Origin of the sequence: Streptomyces sp. DT224 (assembly GCF_049844595.1) — a bacterium.
Classification (GTDB): Bacteria; Actinomycetota; Actinomycetes; order Streptomycetales; family Streptomycetaceae; genus Streptomyces.
Genome location: NZ_JBNCLI010000003.1, coordinates 592,890 through 610,497, shown reverse-complemented (window position 1 = coordinate 610,497; position 17,608 = coordinate 592,890). Strand labels below are relative to the sequence as shown.

Here is a 17,608-nt window from a genome sequence, read left to right as displayed (position 1 = left end):
CACTGTGCGGCAGTATGAAGATCACACCGGGCCTTGGGATCGCCACCGCAGACGGGTTCACACCAATGGGCCCGGGTGCCACGCTTGGATCATGGACGCTCTCCTCGAACAGCTGCGGGCGGGACTTCCCGCCGGGGCCGTGCTCAGCGACCCGGACGTCACCGCCTCCTACGCCCACGACATGGCGAGCTTCTGTGAGGCCGGGACCCCCGCCGTCGTCGTGCTCCCGCGCACCGTCGAACAGGTCCAGCACGTCATGCGCACCGCCACCGCGCTGCGCGTCCCGGTCGTCCCGCAGGGCGCCCGCACGGGCCTGTCGGGCGCCGCCAACGCCACGGACGGCTGCATCGTGCTCTCCCTGGTGAAGATGGACCGCATCCTGGAGATCAGCCCCGTCGACCGGGTCGCCGTGGTCGAGCCCGGGGTGATCAACGCGGTGCTGTCCCGCGCGGTCGAGGAGCACGGCCTGTACTACCCGCCGGACCCCTCCAGCTGGGAGATGTGCACCATCGGCGGCAACATCGGCACCGCATCCGGCGGCCTGTGCTGCGTGAAGTACGGGGTCACCGCCGAATACGTCCTCGGTCTCGACGTCGTCCTCGCGGACGGGCGCCTGCTCAGCACCGGCCGCCGCACCGCCAAGGGCGTCGCCGGATACGACCTCACCCGCCTCTTCACCGGCTCCGAGGGCAGCCTCGGGATCGTCGTGAAGGCCGTCCTCGCCCTGAAGCCCCGGCCGCCCCGGCAGCTCGTCCTGGCGGCCGAGTTCGCCGACGCGGCCGGCGCCTGCGACGCGGTCTGCCGGATCATGGAGGGCGGCCACACCCCGTCACTCCTCGAACTGATGGACCGTACGACCGTCCAGGCGGTCAACCGGATGGCGAACATGGGCCTCCCCGAAACCACCGAGGCCCTGCTGCTCGCCGCCTTCGACACCCCGGACCCGGCCGTTGACCTCGCCGCCGTCGCCGCCCTGTGCACCGCCGCCGGCGCCACCGCCGTCGTACCGGCGGAGGACGCGGCCGAGTCCGAGATGCTGCTCCAGGCCCGGCGGATGTCGCTGACCGCGTTGGAGGCCGTCAAGCCGGCGACGATGATCGACGACGTCTGCGTACCGCGCTCGCGGCTGGGCGCGATGCTGGCGGGCACGGCGGAGATCGCCGAGAAATACGGCCTCACCATCGGCGTCTGCGCCCACGCGGGCGACGGCAACACCCACCCCGTCGTCTGCTTCGACCCCGCCGACACCGACGAGTCCCGGCGGGCCCGCGAGTCCTTCGACGCGATCATGGCGCTCGGCCTCGCCCTCGGCGGCACGATCACCGGCGAGCACGGGGTGGGCGTGCTGAAGAAGGACTGGCTGGCCCGGGAGCTCGGCGAGACCGGCGTGGAACTGCACCGGGGCATCAAGCAGGCGTTCGACCCGCTCGGGCTGCTCAACCCGGGCAAGGTGTTCTGACCGGCCCCGGCACCCGCTCCTCAACTCTCCCCGTCCTGCGACTCGTCCGACGGCCACGGGTCACTCATCCACAGATCGTCGGCCGGCAGCGGCGCGAGGAGCTCGGCCAGTCCCTCGTCGATGCCGAGCCGTTCGGTCTCCGTACCCGGCGGCACCACGCGCAGGGTCCGCTCCACCCAGACCGCGACGGCCGCGGACGGCACCTCCAGCAGCGCGTTGCCGTCCGGGGACGTCAGTGCCACGCAGATGACGCTGTTCCCGTCCACCTTGGTCGGCCAGATCCGCACGTCCCCCTGCCCGCACGGCCGGAACACCCCCTCCACCAGCAGGTCCCGGGCGAACGTCCAGTACACCGGCGAGTCCGAGGTGATGTGGAAGGTGATGTGCACCGCGTACGGGTCCTCCGTGCGGTACGTCAGCCGGGCCGGTACGGGGATGCTGCGCTCGGGCGACAGGACCAGCTTGAGCTCCAGCTCGCGTTCCACGACAGTGTGCATGACGGCGTCCTTCCGTTCTCCGGGGCCGCTCCCACGACCGGCCCGCACAGGTGAGAGCGGTCCGCGGGCCATCCATTACGCGACTTCCCGAAAAAAGTTCGCGTGACCGGAAAGTGGGCCAAACGCCCGGACCGGCCCGGGAGTACGCGCCTGTCTGGTAGATGTGGACCCCTGTATTGAGGCCGCGAAGAGATACGGGACCACGGTGATGAGCGCCCCAACCCCGGCACCCGGTGACGAGAGCCCCCGCGAGGGGTACTACCCCGACCCGTCCATCCCCGGTTACGTCCGCTACTGGAACGGCGCCTCCTGGGTGCCCGGCACCAGCCGCCCGGCCCCGGAACAGGCGGAGCCGGCGGTGGTCGAGGAGACCGGCCCCGTCTTCCTCGACGAGGAGGGCCACGAGGGCGGCCGCCCCGAACCCGCCATCGCCTGGCAGGCCGACGCCTCCCACCAGTCCGGCTTCGCCGGGGATCGGGACCACCGTGTCTCCTGGGGCGGCTCAAAGGCCCCGGAGCCCCCGGCCCCCGAGGACGCGACGCCCCCCGCGCAGAGGGTTCCGTCCTCAAACGCCGGACGGGCCGGGTTGCAACAGGCCGGGCTTCAACGCGCTGAAGAGCAACGGGCTGAGGCGCAACCTGCTGGATTGCCCGAGCGTTCCCGGCCGCATCAGCCGCATCAGCCGCATCAGCCGCATCAGCCGCATCAGCCGCATCAGCCGCATCAGCCGCATCAGCCGCATCAAGCCCGTCGAGGGGGTACCTCCCCTGCCGTTCAGGCCATGGGGGAGATTGAGGACGCAACCGGTACGCCAAAGCCCGCCGCGCCCGAGGGGACCCTCACCCTCCGCACGCTCGACGCGCGCCCCGTGCCACAGGCGCGCCCCGTGCCACAGGCGCGCCCCGTGCCACAGGCGCGCCCCGCGCCACAGGCGCCCTGGAAGCCCCCCGCCAACGACCCCTTCCGGGACCTCATCGCGGCGCGGACCGAGGGCCGCCCCGCCCCGCTCGGCAAGCGGTTCGCCGCTCGGCTCATCGACACCGTGGTGCTGGGCGCGCTCACCGCCGTGGCCGCCGTGCCGCTGGCCGGCCGGGCCGTGGACCACATCGACGGGAAGATCGACGCCGCGCAGCAGACCGGCGAGACGGTCACCGTATGGCTGCTGGACTCCACCACGGCCGCTCTGGGCGGCGCCGCACTGGGGGTGTTCCTCGTGCTGGGCGTACTCCTCGACGCGCTGCCGACCGCGAAGTGGGGCCGTACGCTCGGCAAGAAGCTGTGCGGCCTCGACGTACGGGACATCGAGTCCCACGAGACCCCCGGCTTCGGCGCCGCGCTCCGCCGGTGGCTGGTCCACGGCGTGCTGGGCATCCTGGTCATCGGGATCGCCGACGTGCTGTGGTGCCTGGTGGACCGGCCGTGGCGCCAGTGCTGGCACGACAAGGCGGCCCGGACCTTCGTCGCGGGCCCCCAGCCGCCGTCCGGCCTCTGACGGCCCGTCCCCCGAACGCACCTGAGCCGTTGCGGGGGCCGGGGCCCCGCGATGCACTGCCCCCATGAGCAACGATCAGCCGCCGCCCGGTCAGCCCCCCGAGGACGACCCGTTCAGGAAGCAGCCGCCCGGGGACCAGCCGCCGCCGTCGTCCGGCTCGCCCTACGGCGGCAGCGCGCCGCCTCCGCCCCCGCCGTACGACCCGGGGCCCTACGGTGGCGGCGGTCCGTACGGCGGTGTGGACCCCCTGGCGGGGATGCCGCCGCTCGCGGAGCCCGGCAAGCGCATCCTGGCCCGGCTGATCGACCTGCTGATCATCTCGATCCCGCTGTACCTGATCTCCCTGCCCTGGGGCGGCGCGGTCGGGGTGTCGGACAGCAACGGCAACGACGACGACGTCAGCGACATCTTCGCCCAGACCTACAGCGGGCATCAGCTGCTCTGGTCGCTGATCGGGCTCGTCTGCTACGTCGCGTACGACACGTACTTCACGCACAAGGACGGCCGCACGCTCGGCAAGCGGCTGCTGAAGATGCGGGTCGCGATGCTCAACGACGGCAGGGTGCCGGACACCGGTGCGGCGTTCCTGCGGGCCGTGGTGCTGTGGCTGCCGGCGCTGCTGTGCTGCCCGTGCCTGTGGTGGCTGATCAACATCGTGCTGATGTTCACGGACAAGCCCTACCGCCAGGGGCTCCAGGACAAGGCGGCCAAGACGGTGGTGGTCACCGTCAACTGAGGCTCGGCCCGGGCGCGGCCGGCACTCAGCGCCGGCTCTGCGCGGAGACGGGCGCGCGCTCCTCGTCGCGGGCGGCGGGCACGGTGCCACGGTGCGCGGACACCGGGGCGGCCGTCCCCGCCGTCTTCGGCGCGTGGCGGCGGGGCTTCGCGGGTACGGTGACGGACACCGCGAGTCCGAGGGCGAGCGCGACCGTGCCGACGGCGGCGACACCGATGCCCGAATCGGTGCGGAACAGCAGCAGCATGGCCAGGGTCGAGAGGACGACGGTGAGCGAACCGTAGGAGAGCTGTGCGGCAGTAGGACGCGGCATGGCGTTTTCCGTCCTCGGGACGTCGGATGGGCGGTCTCTCAACACGGTCGCGCTGTCAAGCGACTCTATGACGGTGGATGCCCGGGAGGAACGGGTGGTAAGCGTAACCTAACCCACAGTGCCGGTGCATGGGGGGCGCACGGAGTCATCCCCCGCGCCTCTGGGTCGAGTTGACGCGCCGGTGGATCGCCGACGCCGCGTCCGCATACCGGAAAGATGCTCCTGCATAGTGCACTTGCTCTGTTCAAGTCAAGGTCTGTCTTTTCTTCCGTAACTCCGGTCGAATGTCGTCACTTGTGACGCGTTTCCGCGCGCGGCCTCTCCACACTCCCGGGCCGTCGCCGCGGGCGCCGGGGAGGACTGCATCACGTGATCATTAAGAGACGGGCGCTTCGGGCCGGAGCGGTTGCCGTGGCTCTGGCCGCGACCGCCGCGACCGCATCCGCCTTCGCCACCGCTCAGGCAGATGACCAGGCGTCGGGTACCGCTGCCTCCATCGACCGCCGGGACCCGGGGTCGGCCAAGGGCAACAACCACGACCTGGACGGCCCGTTCAGCAAGCAGCAGGCCGCTCAGCGCCAGGCTGCCCTGGAACAGGTCATATCCGGTGACAAGAAGGTCTCGTCGCGCGGAGGCTCCAAGGTCGTCAAGCTCGACAGCAACAAGTACGTCGAGCTCGGCCGTGAGAAGACCGACAAGATCTTCACCGTGCTGGTGGAGTTCGGCGACAAGGTCGACGACACCACCACGTACGACCCGGACGGCGCGGGCCCCAAGCCCCCCGTCAAGAAGTACGGCGGCACGCCGGGACCGCTGCACAACCAGATAGCCCAGCCGGACCCGAAGAAGGACAACAGCACCGCCTGGCAGGCCGATTACAACCAGGCCCACTTCCAGGAGCTGTACTTCGGCGAGGGCGCCGGCAAGCACTCCCTGAAGACGTACTACGAGAAGACCTCGTCCGGCCGTTACTCGGTCGACGGCGAGGTGTCCGACTGGGTCAAGGTCCGCTACAACGAGGCGCGCTACGGCTCGAACTACTGCGGTTCGACCAACTGCGCCAACGCCTGGGACATGATCAAGGACGGCGTCAACGCCTGGGCCGCGGACCAGAAGGCCAAGGGCCGCACGCCCGAGCAGATCAAGACGGACCTGGCGCAGTACGACCAGTGGGACCGTTACGACTACGACAACGACGGCGACTTCAACGAGCCCGACGGCTACATCGATCACTTCCAGATCGTGCACGCGGGTGAGGACGAGTCCGCCGGCGGCGGCGTCGAGGGCACCAACGCCATCTGGGCGCACCGCTGGTACGCGTACGGCACCAACGCCGGCGCCACCGGCCCGGCGAACAACAAGGCCGGCGGCACCGAGATCGGCGACACCGGCATCTGGGTCGGCGACTACACCGCGCAGCCCGAGAACGGCGGCCTGGGCGTCTTCGCCCACGAGTACGGCCACGACCTCGGTCTCCCGGACCTGTACGACACGACCAACACCGCCGAGAACTCGGTCGGCTTCTGGTCGCTGATGTCGGCGGGCTCCTGGCTCGGCACCGGCAAGGACAGCATCGGGGACATGCCCGGTGACATGACCGCCTGGGACAAGCTCCAGCTGGGCTGGCTGAACTACGCCGAGGCCAAGGCCGCGACGAAGTCCACCCACAAGCTGGGCGTGTCCGAGTACAACACCAAGGACAAGCAGGCGCTCGTCGTCGAGCTGCCGGAGAAGGCCGTCACCACCGCCGTCACGACGCCCGCCGAGGGCGCCAAGCAGTGGTGGAGCGACATGGGCGACAACCTCAGCAACACGCTGTCGCGCCCCGTCGACCTCACCGGCAAGTCCAAGGCGTCCCTGGACCTCCAGGGCTGGTGGGACATCGAGAAGGACTACGACTACCTCTACACCGAGGTGTCCACCAACGGCGGCACCAGCTGGACCGCGATCGACGGCACCGCCGACGGTCAGCCGATCCCGCGCGACGCCAGTGACAAGCCGGCCCTGACCGACGTCTCCGGCAAGTACCAGAAGCTGTCGTACTCGCTGGACGCCTACGCGGGCCAGAAGATCGACATCCGCTTCCGCTACGCCACCGACGGCGGCGCGGGCGGCGTGGGCTTCGCGGCCGACACCATCTCGGTGAACGCCGACGGTGCCGCGCTCTTCTCGGACAACGCCGAGGATGCCGACAGCGGCTGGACCAGCAAGGGCTTCTCGCGGGTCGGCAAGTCGTTCGAGAAGGACTACCCGCAGTACTACCTCGCGGAGAACCGTCAGTACGTCAGCTACGACCAGACGCTCAAGACGGGCCCGTACAACTTCGGGTTCTCCAAGACCCGTCCGGACTGGGTCGAGCACTTCCCGTACCAGAACGGTCTGCTGGTCTGGCTCTGGGACACCTCCCAGAAGGACAACAACGTCTCGCAGCACCCGGGCCAGGGCCTGATCCTGCCGGTGGACGCGCACGCCAAGCCGCTGAAGTGGGCGAACGGCGCGGTCATCCGCAACAAGATCCAGCCCTTCGACGCGCCGTTCAGCTGGTACCCGACGGACGGCTTCACGCTGCACCTGGCCGACCAGGCCGTGAAGATCAAGCCGCAGCTCGGCGTCCCGTCGTTCAACGACCACACGGGCACCTACTGGTACCAGGAGAACCCGACCGGAAGCGTCAAGGTTCCTGACACCAACACCAAGATCACGATCGTCAGCGAGCCGCTCAGCGGCGACACGATGACCGTCCAGGTCGGTGCCGCACACAAGTAGAACCGCATCACCGCAGGTCACAGCATGATCGGCCGTCGCCCTCTAGCGGGCGGCGGCCGATCGTGTTTAGGTGCCCCTGTTCACTTTCTTATTGACACGATGTCTCACGGGGGAGCGCGTACGCATGGCAGGCGGAGGATTCAGCAAGTTGCCGAACGGCAGTGTGGTCGTCGCGATCACCCTGCCCACCCCGGCGGAGGGCCCGGGCCCGGGCGCCCCCGTCCGGGTCCTCGTGCACGCGGCGAACCGGGCCCGCGCCCTGACCCGGCTGCGCAACCTGGGCCTGCGCGCGGTCTACCTGCGGGGCAACGCCGAACCGCCCACCCCGGACGAGATCACCGCCGTCCTGCACCACCCGGACGGCGTCCTGTGGCGCGCGAGACCCGGCTGCGCGCAGGAGCTCTGGCACCCCATCCGCGCCCTGCTCAGGCCCGCGGCGCCCGCCGTACCGGCCGGCCGGGGCTGACCCGGGCGCTCAGACGACCGGGCTGCCGGTCAGCGTCACGCCCGCGCCGTGCAGCTCGGCCAGCGCCCGCTCCGTCGTCGCCTCGGCCACGCCCGCGGTCAGGTCCAGCAGCACCTGCGTGGCGAAGCCCTCGCGGACGGCGTCCAGCGCGGTCGCGCGCACGCAGTGGTCGGTCGCGATGCCCACCACGTCGACCTCGCGGACGTCCCGCTCGCGCAGCCACGCGGCGAGGCCGGTGCCGTTCTCGTCCAGCCCCTCGAAGCCGCTGTACGCCGCCGCGTGGGCACCCTTGTCGAACACCGTGTCGATGGCCCCGGAGGCGACCGCGGGAGCGAAGTTGGGGTGGAAGCCCACCCCCTCCGTACCGGCCACGCAGTGCGGCGGCCAGGAGTGCTCGAAGTCGGGGGCCGACGAGAAGTGGTCCCCCGGGTCGATGTGGTGGTCCCGGGTGGCCACCACGTACCGGTAGGCGGGGCGGCTCTCGCCGATCAGGTCGGTGATGGCGGCGGCGACATCGGCACCTCCCGCCACGGCGAGGCTCCCGCCCTCACAGAAGTCGTTCTGAACGTCCACGACGATCAAGGCGCGGTGCATGGTGGCTGTCCTTCGGGGAGTGGGGAGCGGTACGGGGGACGAACCCGAGCCTAAGGGCTGTCCCGTCATCCCTGGCGGGCGCACGACGACAGCTGGCGGCCCCTCGCTGCGTTGTCGGAAACGCCCGCATACATCCAGTATGCGGACGCTCCTTCGCCTTGCGAGGCACCGCATCCGGCGCCGCGCGCTGATCCACCAGGGACGACGGGACAGCCCTTGGGGATTCCAGCGGGTCGATCAGGCGCGCCCGCGCGCAATCGGCGCGGTCACCGCATATCGGGCCGACGTGCACGATCAGGCCCGTCCGGCCATGGAGCACCAGGCGTCACCCCGGAGCACCCGGGGCCGCACGACGCGCCGTCACACGTACTCCGTGGGAATCACCGCCTCGCCGCGCGACAACTGCATCGCCGACAACGGCAGCCCCGCCCGCGCCGCGATGTGCCGGTCCCGCGCGGCGTCCAGCGGCTCACGGGCCACCACCTCGCCGCCCCGGACCAGCTCCACCAGCAACTGCCGCCCGGCCAGCTCCTCCGGCACCGGGCCGGTGCCGATCACCTCGGCCTCGGCCACGCCGTCCTCGTCCAGCCGACGCGCCGCCCACTTGCGGCCGCCCTTGGACGACTTCGCGCCCATCGACTTCTTCGCGACCGGAAGCAGCTCGTCGGCCGGGTCGCCGGACCCCGCGCGGGCGACGAGCTTGTAGACCATCGAGCACGTGGGGTGCCCGCTGCCCGTGACGAGCTGCGTGCCCACCCCGTACGCGTCCACCGGCGCGGCGGCCAGCGAGGCGATGGCGTACTCGTCCAGGTCCGAGGTCACCACGATCTTCGTCCCGGTGGCGCCCAGCTCGTCCAGCTGCTGGCGCACCCGGTGGGCGACGAGCAGCAGGTCGCCCGAGTCGATCCGTACCGCACCCAGCTCGGGCCCGGCGATCTCGACCGCCGTACGGACCGCCTCGGCCACGTCGTACGTGTCGACGAGCAGCGTCGTCCCGCGCCCCAGCGAGTCCACCTGGGCGCGGAAGGCGTCCCGCTCCGAGTCGTGCAGCAGAGTGAAGGCGTGGGCGCTCGTGCCGACCGTCGGGATGTTGTAGCGGAAGCCGGCCGCCAGGTCGGAGGTGGTGTCGAAGCCGCCGACGTACGCGGCACGCGCCGAGGCGACCGCCGACAGTTCGTGCGTGCGCCGCGCGCCCATCTCGATCAGCCGGCGCCCGCCCGCCGCCGCCGACATCCGGGAGGCCGCCGCGGCGATGGCCGAGTCGTGGTTGAGGATCGAGAGGATCACCGTCTCCAGGAGCACGCACTCGGCGAACGAGCCCTCGACCCGCAGGACCGGCGAGCCCGGGAAGTACACCTCACCCTCCGGGTAGCCCCAGATGTCGCCGCCGAACCGGTAGTCCGCCAGGTAGTCCAGCGTCGGCCCGTCCACGATCGCCTGGTCGCGCAGGAAGCCGAGCATCTCCTCGTCGAAGTGGAAGTTCTCCACCGCGTCCAGGACCCGTCCGGTGCCCGCGACGACGCCGTAGCGCCGCCCCTCCGGCAGCCGGCGGGTGAACGCCTCGAAGACGGAGTGCCGCCCGGCCGTCCCGGCCTTCAGTGCGGCCTGCACCATCGTGAGCTCGTACTGGTCGGTGAAGAGCGCTGTCGACGGCACGCCGACCCGTCGCCCGAGGTCCGCAGAGTTCATGCCGGGGATGCTACCCCTATTTCGTCAGAGTGACGAGATGGGGGTCCCGAGGTGGGGCCGTTTGTGCGCCGGGCCACTGCGAGTGGCAGCATGGGACAGGTGAGCGTCGCCCCTACAGAGATCGAACGTCCCGAATCGGCCGAGGACCACCTCGTCGTCCCCGAGCCCGACGTCCCCTGGGTGACGCTGGTCCACAACGACCCGGTCAACCTCATGAGCTACGTGACCTATGTCTTCCAGGCGTACTTCGGCTACTCCAAGGACAAGGCGCACAAGCTGATGCTCGACGTCCACCAGAAGGGCCGCGCCGTCGTCTCCAGCGGCAGCCGCGAGGAGATGGAACGCGACGTCCAGGCCATGCACGGCTACGGGCTGTGGGCCACGCTCACCCAGGACCGCAACTAGCACCGCGACCGGCACCGCACCGCACGGCCCACCCGTACCGCCCGACCATCACCATCGGAGAGAACCCATGGCCGGCCACTTCGAGGCCACTCCCGGCGGCGGCGCGGCCGTCGCGCTCGACGAGGTGGAGATCGCGATCCTGCGCTCCCTCGCCGTCCAGCTGCTCGAACTCATCGGCCCCGGCGACGAGCCCGCCGAGGGCGAGGACCCGCTCGCCGCGCTCTTCGCCGAGGGCCCCAGCGAGCCGCCCGCCGACCCGGCCCTGGCCCGCCTCTTCCCCGAGGCGTACGGCGACGAGGACGACGAACTGCGCGCCGCGTCCGCCGAGTTCCGCCGGTTCACCGAGAACGACCTGCGCACCCGCAAGCGCGAGGACGCGCTCGTCGTCGTACGGACGCTGGACGCGCTGACACCCGCCGGCGAGGGCGGCGCCGTGCTGACCCTCACCGCCGACGAGTGCCGCAACTGGCTCGGCTCGCTCAACGACCTCCGGCTCACCATCGGGACCCGCCTGGAAGTCGAGGACGAGGGCGAGGACAGCTCGCTCTACCGGCTCCCGGACAGCGACCCCCGAAAGCCCATGGTCATGGCCTATCTCTGGCTCGGCGCGCTCCAGGAAACCCTGGTCGAGACCATGATGCCGTGACACAGGGCACACGCCCGGTCCCCGTGTTCGCTCAACGGACACTCAAATCCGAATAACGATCGCGTCACCTGAACGGTCTTTTTTGCAGCGCCCGGACCGCCTTGTCCGCTTTTACTTGTGGTGTGCGCCACATGACGTCCGCCGGATCGCCAACACGCCCGTGATAAATCTTCACGACCACCCGGGAACGCCACCCCTGTTCCCGGGTAGGCGCTCTCAGCCGGTAACCACCGGCGGCACTCCATCCGTATCCGGGGGGATCAGGACCTGATCCGCGGCCGAAAGGCGCGGATCGGCGTGGAGAAAGGCGCAACCACATGACATCGGCGCAGATCGACGACAAGGGGCCGGACGGCCCGCACGCCGCAGCCGCGGATGCCGGCACGTCCGCCGAGGGGTACCAGAGAGCACTCGGCGCCCGCCAGATCCAGATGATCGCGATCGGCGGCGCCATCGGCACCGGGCTCTTCCTCGGCGCCGGCAAGGCCATAGCCAAGGCCGGACCCAGCCTCATCCTGGCCTACGCCATCGCCGGCCTGGTCATCTTCTTCATCATGCGCGCACTCGGCGAACTCCTCATGTACCGCCCGGTCTCGGGCTCGTTCTCGGAGTACGCACGCGAATTCATCGGCCCCTTCGCGGGCTTCGTCACCGGCTGGACGTACTGGCTGTTCTGGGTCGTCACCGGAATCACCGAAGTCACCGCGGCCGCCCAGTACATGACGTTCTGGTTCACCATTCCGCAATGGGTCTCGGCCCTGGTCTTCACGATCATTCTGTACGGCGTGAACCTCATCTCCGTAAAGCTCTTCGGCGAGTTGGAGTTCTGGTTCTCGATGGTCAAGGTCACCGCCATCGTCGGCATGATCCTCATCTGCGCCGGAATCCTCACCCTCGGCTTCTCCGACGCCGGGGACACCGCGAGCGTCACCCATCTGTGGTCCGACGGCGGCTTCTTCCCGCACGGCATCAAGGGCACCCTGATGACCCTGCAGATCGTGATGTTCGCCTTCCTCGCCGTCGAACTCGTCGGCGTCACCGCCGGTGAGTCCAAGGACCCCAAGACCGTCCTGCCCAAGGCCATCAACACCGTGCCCTGGCGCATCGCCGTCTTCTACATCGGCGCCCTGATCATGATCCTCTCGGTGGTGCCCTGGACCGAGTTCTCCCCCGGCGTCTCCCCGTTCGTGGAAGCCTTCAAGAAGATGGGCCTCGGCGTCGGCGCCGGCATCGTCAACTTCGTCGTCCTCACCGCCGCGCTCTCCTCCTGCAACTCCGGCATGTACTCCACCGGCCGCATGCTGCGCGACCTCGCGCTCAACGGCCAGGGCCCGAAGTTCTTCACCCGGCTCACCCGCAGCGGCACCCCGCTCGTCGGCACCACCTTCTCCGCGGCGCTCATGCTCGTCGGCGTGTGGGTCAACTACCAGTGGCCCGGCGACGCCTTCACCTACGTCGTCTCCTTCGCCACGATCTCCGGCATGTGGGCCTGGATCATGATCCTGGTCAGCCAGATCCGCTACCGCCGCCTCGCCGAGCGCGGACTGCTCCCGCAGTCCTCCTTCCGGGCCCCCGGCGCCCCGTACACCAGCGGCTTCGCGCTCGCGTTCATCGCCGTGGTCATCGTCATGATGGGCATCGACAAGGACGCCAGGATCTCGCTGTACTGCGCCCCGCTGTGGGCCCTGATCCTCGGCGTCTCCTACCTGGTCCTGAAGGCCAGGAACCCGGACGGCAAGGCGTTCGCGGACCGCGTCAAGCGCTGATCCGCACCTTCCGACCAGCGGCGTCCCACGATGCGGGCCCCCGTGTACCACTCCTCGGTACGCGGGGGCCCGCCGTCCTATCCTGGGCGCCATGCTGACCATCACCCAGACGCTGTACGACCAGATCGTCGCGCACGCCCGCGCCGACCACCCCGACGAGGCGTGCGGCGTCGTCGCCGGACCCGCCGGCAGCGGCCGCCCCGAGCGCTTCATCCCCATGCTCAACGCCGCACGCTCGCCCACGTTCTACGAGTTCGACTCCGCCGACCTGCTCAAGCTCTACCGCGAGATGGACGACCGCGACGAGGAGCCGGTGATCGTCTACCACTCGCACACGGCGACCGAGGCGTACCCCTCCCGCACCGATGTCACCTACGCCAACGAGCCCGGCGCCCACTACGTCCTCGTGTCCACCGCCGACACCGACGACACCGGCCCCTTCCAGTTCCGCTCGTACCGCATCGTGGACGGCGAGATCACCGAGGAGGAGGTCCGGGTCGTGGAGGCGTACCCGGCCGCCTGACCACCTCGGGACCCGCGCCCGGGAGGCCGGGACAGGGCCGGGGCGACCGGCCCTGTCCGCCCACCGAACGCCAACCATCCACCAGGTGAGATCACACTCCGAATCCCCGACCGGGAATCGATACGATGACCGCATGGTTCCCCATGACGTGAGTGACAAGACGCCGGGCTCGCTGCTCGTGGCGCGCCTGCACGTCGACCTGTGCCGCCTCTCCAGCGCGATCTGTACGAACCACCGGTCCGCCGGCCACGAGGCCTGACCCGGCCCACCCCCGGACGCCGCCGACCGGCCGGGCGCCCACCGCACCACGTACCGACCCCGCGCGGGGGCAGAGCCGCACGCCCCACGCCCACCGCCACCACTCCGCTTCGACAGGAGCCCACGCCATGGCCATCGAGGTCCGCATCCCGACCATCCTCCGCACCTACACCGACGGCGCCAAGGCCGTCGAGGGCCAGGGGGACACCCTCGCCGACCTCATCACGGACCTGGAGAGCCGCCACACGGGCATCCGCGAGCGGATCGTGGACGGCGACCAGCTGCGCCGCTTCGTCAACGTCTACCTGAACGACGAGGACGTCCGCTTCCTGGACGGCATCTCCACCAAGCTCAGCGACGGCGACAGCATCACCATCCTCCCGGCCGTCGCCGGCGGCATGAACTGATGCGCTTCGACAGCCCGCTCGCCGCGGTGGGCAACACCCCGCTCGTCCGCCTGCCGCGGCTGTCACCCTCGGACGACGTCCGCATCTGGGCCAAGCTGGAGGACCGCAACCCCACCGGCTCGATCAAGGACCGCCCCGCGCTCCACATGGTCGAGCAGGCGGAGAAGGACGGCCGGCTCACCCCCGGCTGCACGATCCTGGAGCCCACCAGCGGCAACACCGGCATCTCGCTCGCCATGGCGGCCAAGCTCAAGGGCTACCGCATCGTGTGCGTCATGCCGGAGAACACCTCCCAGGAACGGCGCGACCTGCTCGCCATGTGGGGCGCCGAGATCATCTCGTCCCCGGCGGCGGGCGGCTCCAACACCGCGGTCCGCGTCGCCAAGGAGCTCTCGGCCGAGCACCCGGACTGGGTGATGCTCTACCAGTACGGCAACCCCGACAACGCGGGCGCGCACTACGCGACGACCGGCCCGGAGATCCTCGCCGACCTCCCCTCGGTCACCCACTTCGTCGCGGGGCTCGGCACGACCGGCACCCTCATGGGCGTCGGCCGCTACCTGCGGGAGCACGTCGAGGGCGTCAGGATCGTGGCCGCCGAGCCGCGCTACGACGACCTCGTCTACGGCCTGCGCAACCTGGACGAGGGCTTCGTCCCCGAGCTCTACGACGCGTCGGTCCTGACCACGCGCTACTCGGTCGGCTCCGCCGACGCGGTCACCCGCACCCGCGAACTCCTCCAGCAGGAGGGCATCTTCGCGGGCATCTCCACGGGGGCGGCGCTGCACGCCGCGATCGGTGTCGGCAACAAGGCGGTGAAGGCGGGGGAGACCGCGGACATCGTGTTCGTCGTGGCCGACGGCGGCTGGAAGTACGTCTCCACGGGCGTGTACACCGCGCAGACCACGGAGGCGGCGATCGCCACGCTGCAGGGCCAGCTCTGGGCGTAACCGTTTCGGGGGCGCTGCCCCCGTACCCCCGCTCCTCAACCGCCGGAGGGGCTTGATTCTGCCGCCGTCGCCGCACTTCTGCGGCGGCGGCATTTTCAGCCCCGCCGGCGATCGAGGAGCGGGGTCCGGGGCAGCGCCCCGGTTTCGGGAAGGGGCGGGCAGGGGAACAGGCCCGCCGCCGGCGCCTCCGCCACCCGAACCGGTGACAGCGCAGGTGAGTTCCCCCACAACGAGCCACCCCGAAGGAGCGACCCGCACTTTCGCGCCTTACGCTCAACAAACCGCACCGCGAGAACCGCACGAACCCTCCCCGTTCCCACGTCTCGGAGGTTCACGCTCCATGAAGCTCACCGTCGTCGGCTGCTCCGGCTCGTTCCCCTCCGCGGGATCGGCATGCTCGAGCTACCTCGTAGAGGCCGACGGCTTCAGGCTGCTCCTCGACATGGGCAACGGCGCCCTCGGCGAGCTGCAGCGCCACGTCGGTCTCTACGACCTCGACGCGATCTTCCTCAGCCACCTGCACGCCGACCACTGCATCGACATGTGCGCGTACTTCGTCGTCCGGTACTACCCGCACGGCGGCGACCGCCCTGCCCGCATCCCGGTCTACGGCCCCGAGGGCACGGAGCAGCGGCTCACCACCGCGCACGCGGACACCCCCTCCGACCACGCGATGAGCGAGGTCTTCGACTTCCACACGCTGAAGCCGGGCTGGTTCGAGATCGGCCCCTTCTCGGTGCGTACGGAGAAGCTCCGGCACCCCGTGGACACGTACGGCATCCGCATCGAGCACGGCGGCTCCTCGCTCACGTACTCCGGCGACACCGGCACCTGCGAGGCCCTGGACGAGCTGGCCGAGGGTACGGACCTCTTCCTCTGCGAGGCGTCCTTCGTGCACGGCAAGGAGGACATCCCGGACCTCCACCTCAACGGCCGCGAGGCCGGCGAGCTGGCCGCCCGGGCGGACGTCGGACGACTGGTGCTCACGCACATCCCGCCGTGGACCGACTCCGAGCGCAACCTCTCCGACGCCCGCGAGGTCTTCACCGGCCCGACGGAACTCGCGGCGCCGGGCGCGGTGTACCACCTCTGAGCAGTGCGCTCGTGCGTGTACGACGAAGCCCTCACCTTCCGCCGGGAAGGTGAGGGCTTCGAGCTGTCGGGCCGGACCTACTTGGTCAGGTCCTCGATCTCCTCCTCGGGCTCACGGCCCGGGGTGGTGAGGTTGAACTTGGTGATCGCGAAGCGGAACGTCACGTAGTAGATCGCCGCGAAGACCAGGCCGATCGGGATGATCATCCAGGGCTTGGTGGCGTGGGTCCAGTTCAGCGCGTAGTCGATGAACCCGGCCGAGAAGTTGAAGCCGGCGTGGACGCCCAGCCCCCAGGTGACGGCCATCGCGGCAGCGGTCAGCACGGCGTGCAGCACGTACAGGACCGGTGCGATGAACATGAACGAGAACTCGATCGGCTCGGTCACGCCGGTGACGAACGAGGTCAGCGCCAGGGAGACCATCATGCCCATCACGGCCTTGCGGCGCTCGGGGCGGGCGCAGTGCGCGATGGCGATCGCGGCGGCCGGGAGGCCGAACATCATGATCGGGAAGAAGCCGGACTGGAACATACCGGCGGTCGGGTCGTCGGCCAGGAAGCGCGGGATGTCACCGTGGACGACCTCGCCGGCGGCGTTGGTGAAGTCACCGAGCTGGAACCAGGCGACCGTGTTCACGAACTGGTGCATGCCGATCGGGATCAGCGCGCGGTTGATCAGGCCGAAGAGCGCGGCGCCGCCGGAGCCGAGACCGGTCATCCACTCGCCGAAGTTGGATATGCCGTCACCGATCGGCTCCCAGATCAGGCCGAAGAAGACACCGACGATGACGCCGACGAAGGCCATGATGATCGGGACCAGGCGGCGGCCGTTGAAGAAGCCGAGCCAGTCGACCAGCTTCTTGCGGTGGTACCGCTGCCACAGGACCGCGGAGAGCAGACCCATGATGATGCCGCCGAAGACGCCGGGGTCGTTGTAGGTCGCGGCGGTGTCCGCGCCCTTCTGGATCACGGCCTCGGTGACCGGGAACGCCTGAAGCACCTTGCTGTAGACCAGGAATCCCACGAGGGCGGCGAGAGCGGTCGAGCCGTCCGACTTCTTCGCGAACCCGATCGCGACGCCCACGCAGAACAGGATCGGCAGGGAACCGGTGATCGCGCCGCCGGCGTTGCCGAAGACGGCTGCGACCTTGTCCCACCCGAGCCCGTCGGCGCCGAACACGTCCGGCTGGCCCAGCCGGACCATGAGACCGGCTGCCGGCAGCACCGCGATCGGCAGCTGCAGGCTGCGACCCACCTTCTGCAGGCCCTGGAACAGGCCGGAGCCCCGCTTCTTCGCGGGGGCCGCCGTAGCGGTGGCCGTACTCATCAACTTCCTCCAGTAAGCAAGGCGCCGCCGGGGACAGGGGAATTGGGGTGGGCGACGACTCGAGAAACGTGACGCGCGCGGCTTCACGTGGTCTGGACCACTGAGTGGTGTAGACCAGTTGTAGCACGGTGAGGGTTAGATAAGGAACCTGCAATTTGCGACTACTTCACAGCAGCCCCCGCGTACGCACCGTGACATGCGAAAAGCCCCCGGACCGAACTGG

At 70.0% G+C, this 17,608-nt stretch carries 18 protein-coding genes; 13 read left to right on the top strand and 5 right to left on the bottom strand.

What is annotated here, in order from left to right; translation table 11 throughout:
* Positions 1 to 91: 91 nt before the first annotated feature.
* Positions 92 to 1,459 carry an FAD-binding oxidoreductase gene (locus ACLQ2N_RS10060; RefSeq protein ID WP_425811179.1) on the top strand — a complete coding sequence of 456 codons (1,368 nt, stop codon included), beginning with the start codon at positions 92 to 94 and terminating at the stop codon, positions 1,457 to 1,459.
* A gap of 20 nt (positions 1,460 to 1,479) precedes the next feature.
* Here ACLQ2N_RS10060 and ACLQ2N_RS10055 read toward each other — a convergent pair whose 3' ends face one another.
* Complete coding sequence (locus ACLQ2N_RS10055; protein ID WP_425811177.1) at positions 1,480 to 1,956, bottom strand: SsgA family sporulation/cell division regulator; 477 nt, start codon at positions 1,954 to 1,956, stop codon at positions 1,480 to 1,482.
* Positions 1,957 to 2,164: 208 nt separating this feature from the next.
* Between ACLQ2N_RS10055 and ACLQ2N_RS10050 the strand changes: the two genes are divergently transcribed.
* On the top strand, positions 2,165 to 3,448 hold the full coding sequence (locus tag ACLQ2N_RS10050) for an RDD family protein (protein WP_425811175.1): 1,284 nt from the start codon (positions 2,165 to 2,167) through the stop codon (positions 3,446 to 3,448).
* Positions 3,449 to 3,512: 64 nt separating this feature from the next.
* The gene (locus ACLQ2N_RS10045; RefSeq protein ID WP_425811173.1) at positions 3,513 to 4,184 is read left to right on the top strand and encodes an RDD family protein; all 672 of its coding nucleotides are present in this window, start codon (positions 3,513 to 3,515) and stop codon (positions 4,182 to 4,184) included.
* Positions 4,185 to 4,209: 25 nt separating this feature from the next.
* Here ACLQ2N_RS10045 and ACLQ2N_RS10040 read toward each other — a convergent pair whose 3' ends face one another.
* Entirely contained in the window at positions 4,210 to 4,497 is a 288-nt protein-coding gene (locus tag ACLQ2N_RS10040) for a hypothetical protein (RefSeq protein ID WP_425811171.1), read from the bottom strand.
* A gap of 369 nt (positions 4,498 to 4,866) precedes the next feature.
* Here ACLQ2N_RS10040 and ACLQ2N_RS10035 point away from each other — a divergent pair, with 369 nt between their 5' ends.
* Both ACLQ2N_RS10035 and ACLQ2N_RS10030 read left to right on the top strand, forming a co-directional pair.
* Positions 4,867 to 7,263 (top strand): immune inhibitor A domain-containing protein, encoded by a 2,397-nt coding sequence (locus ACLQ2N_RS10035; RefSeq protein WP_425811169.1) that lies wholly within the window; start codon positions 4,867 to 4,869, stop codon positions 7,261 to 7,263.
* Between the two features lie 124 nt (positions 7,264 to 7,387).
* Positions 7,388 to 7,729 (top strand): hypothetical protein, encoded by a 342-nt coding sequence (locus ACLQ2N_RS10030; RefSeq protein WP_425811167.1) that lies wholly within the window; start codon positions 7,388 to 7,390, stop codon positions 7,727 to 7,729.
* A 9-nt stretch (positions 7,730 to 7,738) separates the two neighbouring features.
* On the opposite strand, the gene ACLQ2N_RS10025 is transcribed toward ACLQ2N_RS10030, so the two are convergent.
* Complete coding sequence (locus tag ACLQ2N_RS10025; protein WP_425811165.1) at positions 7,739 to 8,323, bottom strand: isochorismatase family protein; 585 nt, start codon at positions 8,321 to 8,323, stop codon at positions 7,739 to 7,741.
* A 360-nt stretch (positions 8,324 to 8,683) separates the two neighbouring features.
* On the bottom strand, positions 8,684 to 10,012 hold the full coding sequence (locus ACLQ2N_RS10020) for a nicotinate phosphoribosyltransferase (protein ID WP_425811163.1): 1,329 nt from the start codon (positions 10,010 to 10,012) through the stop codon (positions 8,684 to 8,686).
* Between the two features lie 90 nt (positions 10,013 to 10,102).
* Between ACLQ2N_RS10020 and clpS the strand changes: the two genes are divergently transcribed.
* The 8 genes from clpS (at position 10,103) to ACLQ2N_RS09980 (ending at position 16,060) form a co-directional block, all read left to right on the top strand.
* Positions 10,103 to 10,417, top strand: a complete 315-nt coding sequence (gene clpS / locus ACLQ2N_RS10015; protein ID WP_073964985.1) for an ATP-dependent Clp protease adapter ClpS — start codon at positions 10,103 to 10,105, stop codon at positions 10,415 to 10,417.
* 67 nt (positions 10,418 to 10,484) lie between these two features.
* The gene (locus ACLQ2N_RS10010; RefSeq protein WP_425811161.1) at positions 10,485 to 11,063 is read left to right on the top strand and encodes a DUF2017 domain-containing protein; all 579 of its coding nucleotides are present in this window, start codon (positions 10,485 to 10,487) and stop codon (positions 11,061 to 11,063) included.
* A gap of 317 nt (positions 11,064 to 11,380) precedes the next feature.
* A complete protein-coding gene (locus ACLQ2N_RS10005; RefSeq protein WP_425811159.1) occupies positions 11,381 to 12,829 on the top strand; it encodes an amino acid permease in 1,449 nt (482 codons plus the stop codon).
* Positions 12,830 to 12,920: 91 nt separating this feature from the next.
* The gene (locus tag ACLQ2N_RS10000; protein ID WP_425811157.1) at positions 12,921 to 13,352 is read left to right on the top strand and encodes a Mov34/MPN/PAD-1 family protein; all 432 of its coding nucleotides are present in this window, start codon (positions 12,921 to 12,923) and stop codon (positions 13,350 to 13,352) included.
* A 133-nt stretch (positions 13,353 to 13,485) separates the two neighbouring features.
* Positions 13,486 to 13,611: a putative leader peptide gene (locus ACLQ2N_RS09995; RefSeq protein ID WP_425811155.1), complete on the top strand. Its 126-nt coding sequence runs from the start codon at positions 13,486 to 13,488 to the stop codon at positions 13,609 to 13,611.
* Positions 13,612 to 13,738: 127 nt separating this feature from the next.
* Positions 13,739 to 14,017, top strand: a complete 279-nt coding sequence (locus ACLQ2N_RS09990; RefSeq protein WP_425811153.1) for a MoaD family protein — start codon at positions 13,739 to 13,741, stop codon at positions 14,015 to 14,017.
* On the top strand, positions 14,017 to 14,967 hold the full coding sequence (locus ACLQ2N_RS09985; protein WP_425811151.1) for a PLP-dependent cysteine synthase family protein: 951 nt from the start codon (positions 14,017 to 14,019) through the stop codon (positions 14,965 to 14,967). The genes ACLQ2N_RS09990 and ACLQ2N_RS09985 overlap by 1 nt, the downstream gene beginning before the upstream one ends.
* A 340-nt stretch (positions 14,968 to 15,307) precedes the next feature.
* Positions 15,308 to 16,060, top strand: coding sequence for an MBL fold metallo-hydrolase (locus ACLQ2N_RS09980; RefSeq protein WP_425811149.1), 753 nt, complete (start codon positions 15,308 to 15,310; stop codon positions 16,058 to 16,060).
* A 77-nt stretch (positions 16,061 to 16,137) separates the two neighbouring features.
* On the opposite strand, the gene ACLQ2N_RS09975 is transcribed toward ACLQ2N_RS09980, so the two are convergent.
* Positions 16,138 to 17,385: a PTS transporter subunit EIIC gene (locus ACLQ2N_RS09975; RefSeq protein ID WP_425811147.1), complete on the bottom strand. Its 1,248-nt coding sequence runs from the start codon at positions 17,383 to 17,385 to the stop codon at positions 16,138 to 16,140.
* Between the last annotated feature and the right edge of the window lie 223 nt (positions 17,386 to 17,608).

What these genes read in the sequence shown, in the direction of transcription:
- ACLQ2N_RS10060 (WP_425811179.1), top strand. Translation starts at nt 92, where the DNA reads ATGGACGCTCTCCTCGAACAGCTGCGGGCGGGACTTCCCGCCGGGGCC.
- ACLQ2N_RS10055 (WP_425811177.1), bottom strand. Translation starts at nt 1,956, where the DNA reads ATGCACACTGTCGTGGAACGCGAGCTGGAGCTCAAGCTGGTCCTGTCG.
- ACLQ2N_RS10050 (WP_425811175.1), top strand. Translation starts at nt 2,165, where the DNA reads ATGAGCGCCCCAACCCCGGCACCCGGTGACGAGAGCCCCCGCGAGGGG.
- ACLQ2N_RS10045 (WP_425811173.1), top strand. Translation starts at nt 3,513, where the DNA reads ATGAGCAACGATCAGCCGCCGCCCGGTCAGCCCCCCGAGGACGACCCG.
- ACLQ2N_RS10040 (WP_425811171.1), bottom strand. Translation starts at nt 4,497, where the DNA reads ATGCCGCGTCCTACTGCCGCACAGCTCTCCTACGGTTCGCTCACCGTC.
- ACLQ2N_RS10030 (WP_425811167.1), top strand. Translation starts at nt 7,388, where the DNA reads ATGGCAGGCGGAGGATTCAGCAAGTTGCCGAACGGCAGTGTGGTCGTC.
- ACLQ2N_RS10025 (WP_425811165.1), bottom strand. Translation starts at nt 8,323, where the DNA reads ATGCACCGCGCCTTGATCGTCGTGGACGTTCAGAACGACTTCTGTGAG.
- ACLQ2N_RS10020 (WP_425811163.1), bottom strand. Translation starts at nt 10,012, where the DNA reads ATGAACTCTGCGGACCTCGGGCGACGGGTCGGCGTGCCGTCGACAGCG.
- clpS (WP_073964985.1), top strand. Translation starts at nt 10,103, where the DNA reads ATGGGACAGGTGAGCGTCGCCCCTACAGAGATCGAACGTCCCGAATCG.
- ACLQ2N_RS10010 (WP_425811161.1), top strand. Translation starts at nt 10,485, where the DNA reads ATGGCCGGCCACTTCGAGGCCACTCCCGGCGGCGGCGCGGCCGTCGCG.
- ACLQ2N_RS10005 (WP_425811159.1), top strand. Translation starts at nt 11,381, where the DNA reads ATGACATCGGCGCAGATCGACGACAAGGGGCCGGACGGCCCGCACGCC.
- ACLQ2N_RS10000 (WP_425811157.1), top strand. Translation starts at nt 12,921, where the DNA reads ATGCTGACCATCACCCAGACGCTGTACGACCAGATCGTCGCGCACGCC.
- ACLQ2N_RS09995 (WP_425811155.1), top strand. Translation starts at nt 13,486, where the DNA reads ATGGTTCCCCATGACGTGAGTGACAAGACGCCGGGCTCGCTGCTCGTG.
- ACLQ2N_RS09990 (WP_425811153.1), top strand. Translation starts at nt 13,739, where the DNA reads ATGGCCATCGAGGTCCGCATCCCGACCATCCTCCGCACCTACACCGAC.
- ACLQ2N_RS09985 (WP_425811151.1), top strand. Translation starts at nt 14,017, where the DNA reads ATGCGCTTCGACAGCCCGCTCGCCGCGGTGGGCAACACCCCGCTCGTC.
- ACLQ2N_RS09980 (WP_425811149.1), top strand. Translation starts at nt 15,308, where the DNA reads ATGAAGCTCACCGTCGTCGGCTGCTCCGGCTCGTTCCCCTCCGCGGGA.
- ACLQ2N_RS09975 (WP_425811147.1), bottom strand. Translation starts at nt 17,385, where the DNA reads ATGAGTACGGCCACCGCTACGGCGGCCCCCGCGAAGAAGCGGGGCTCC.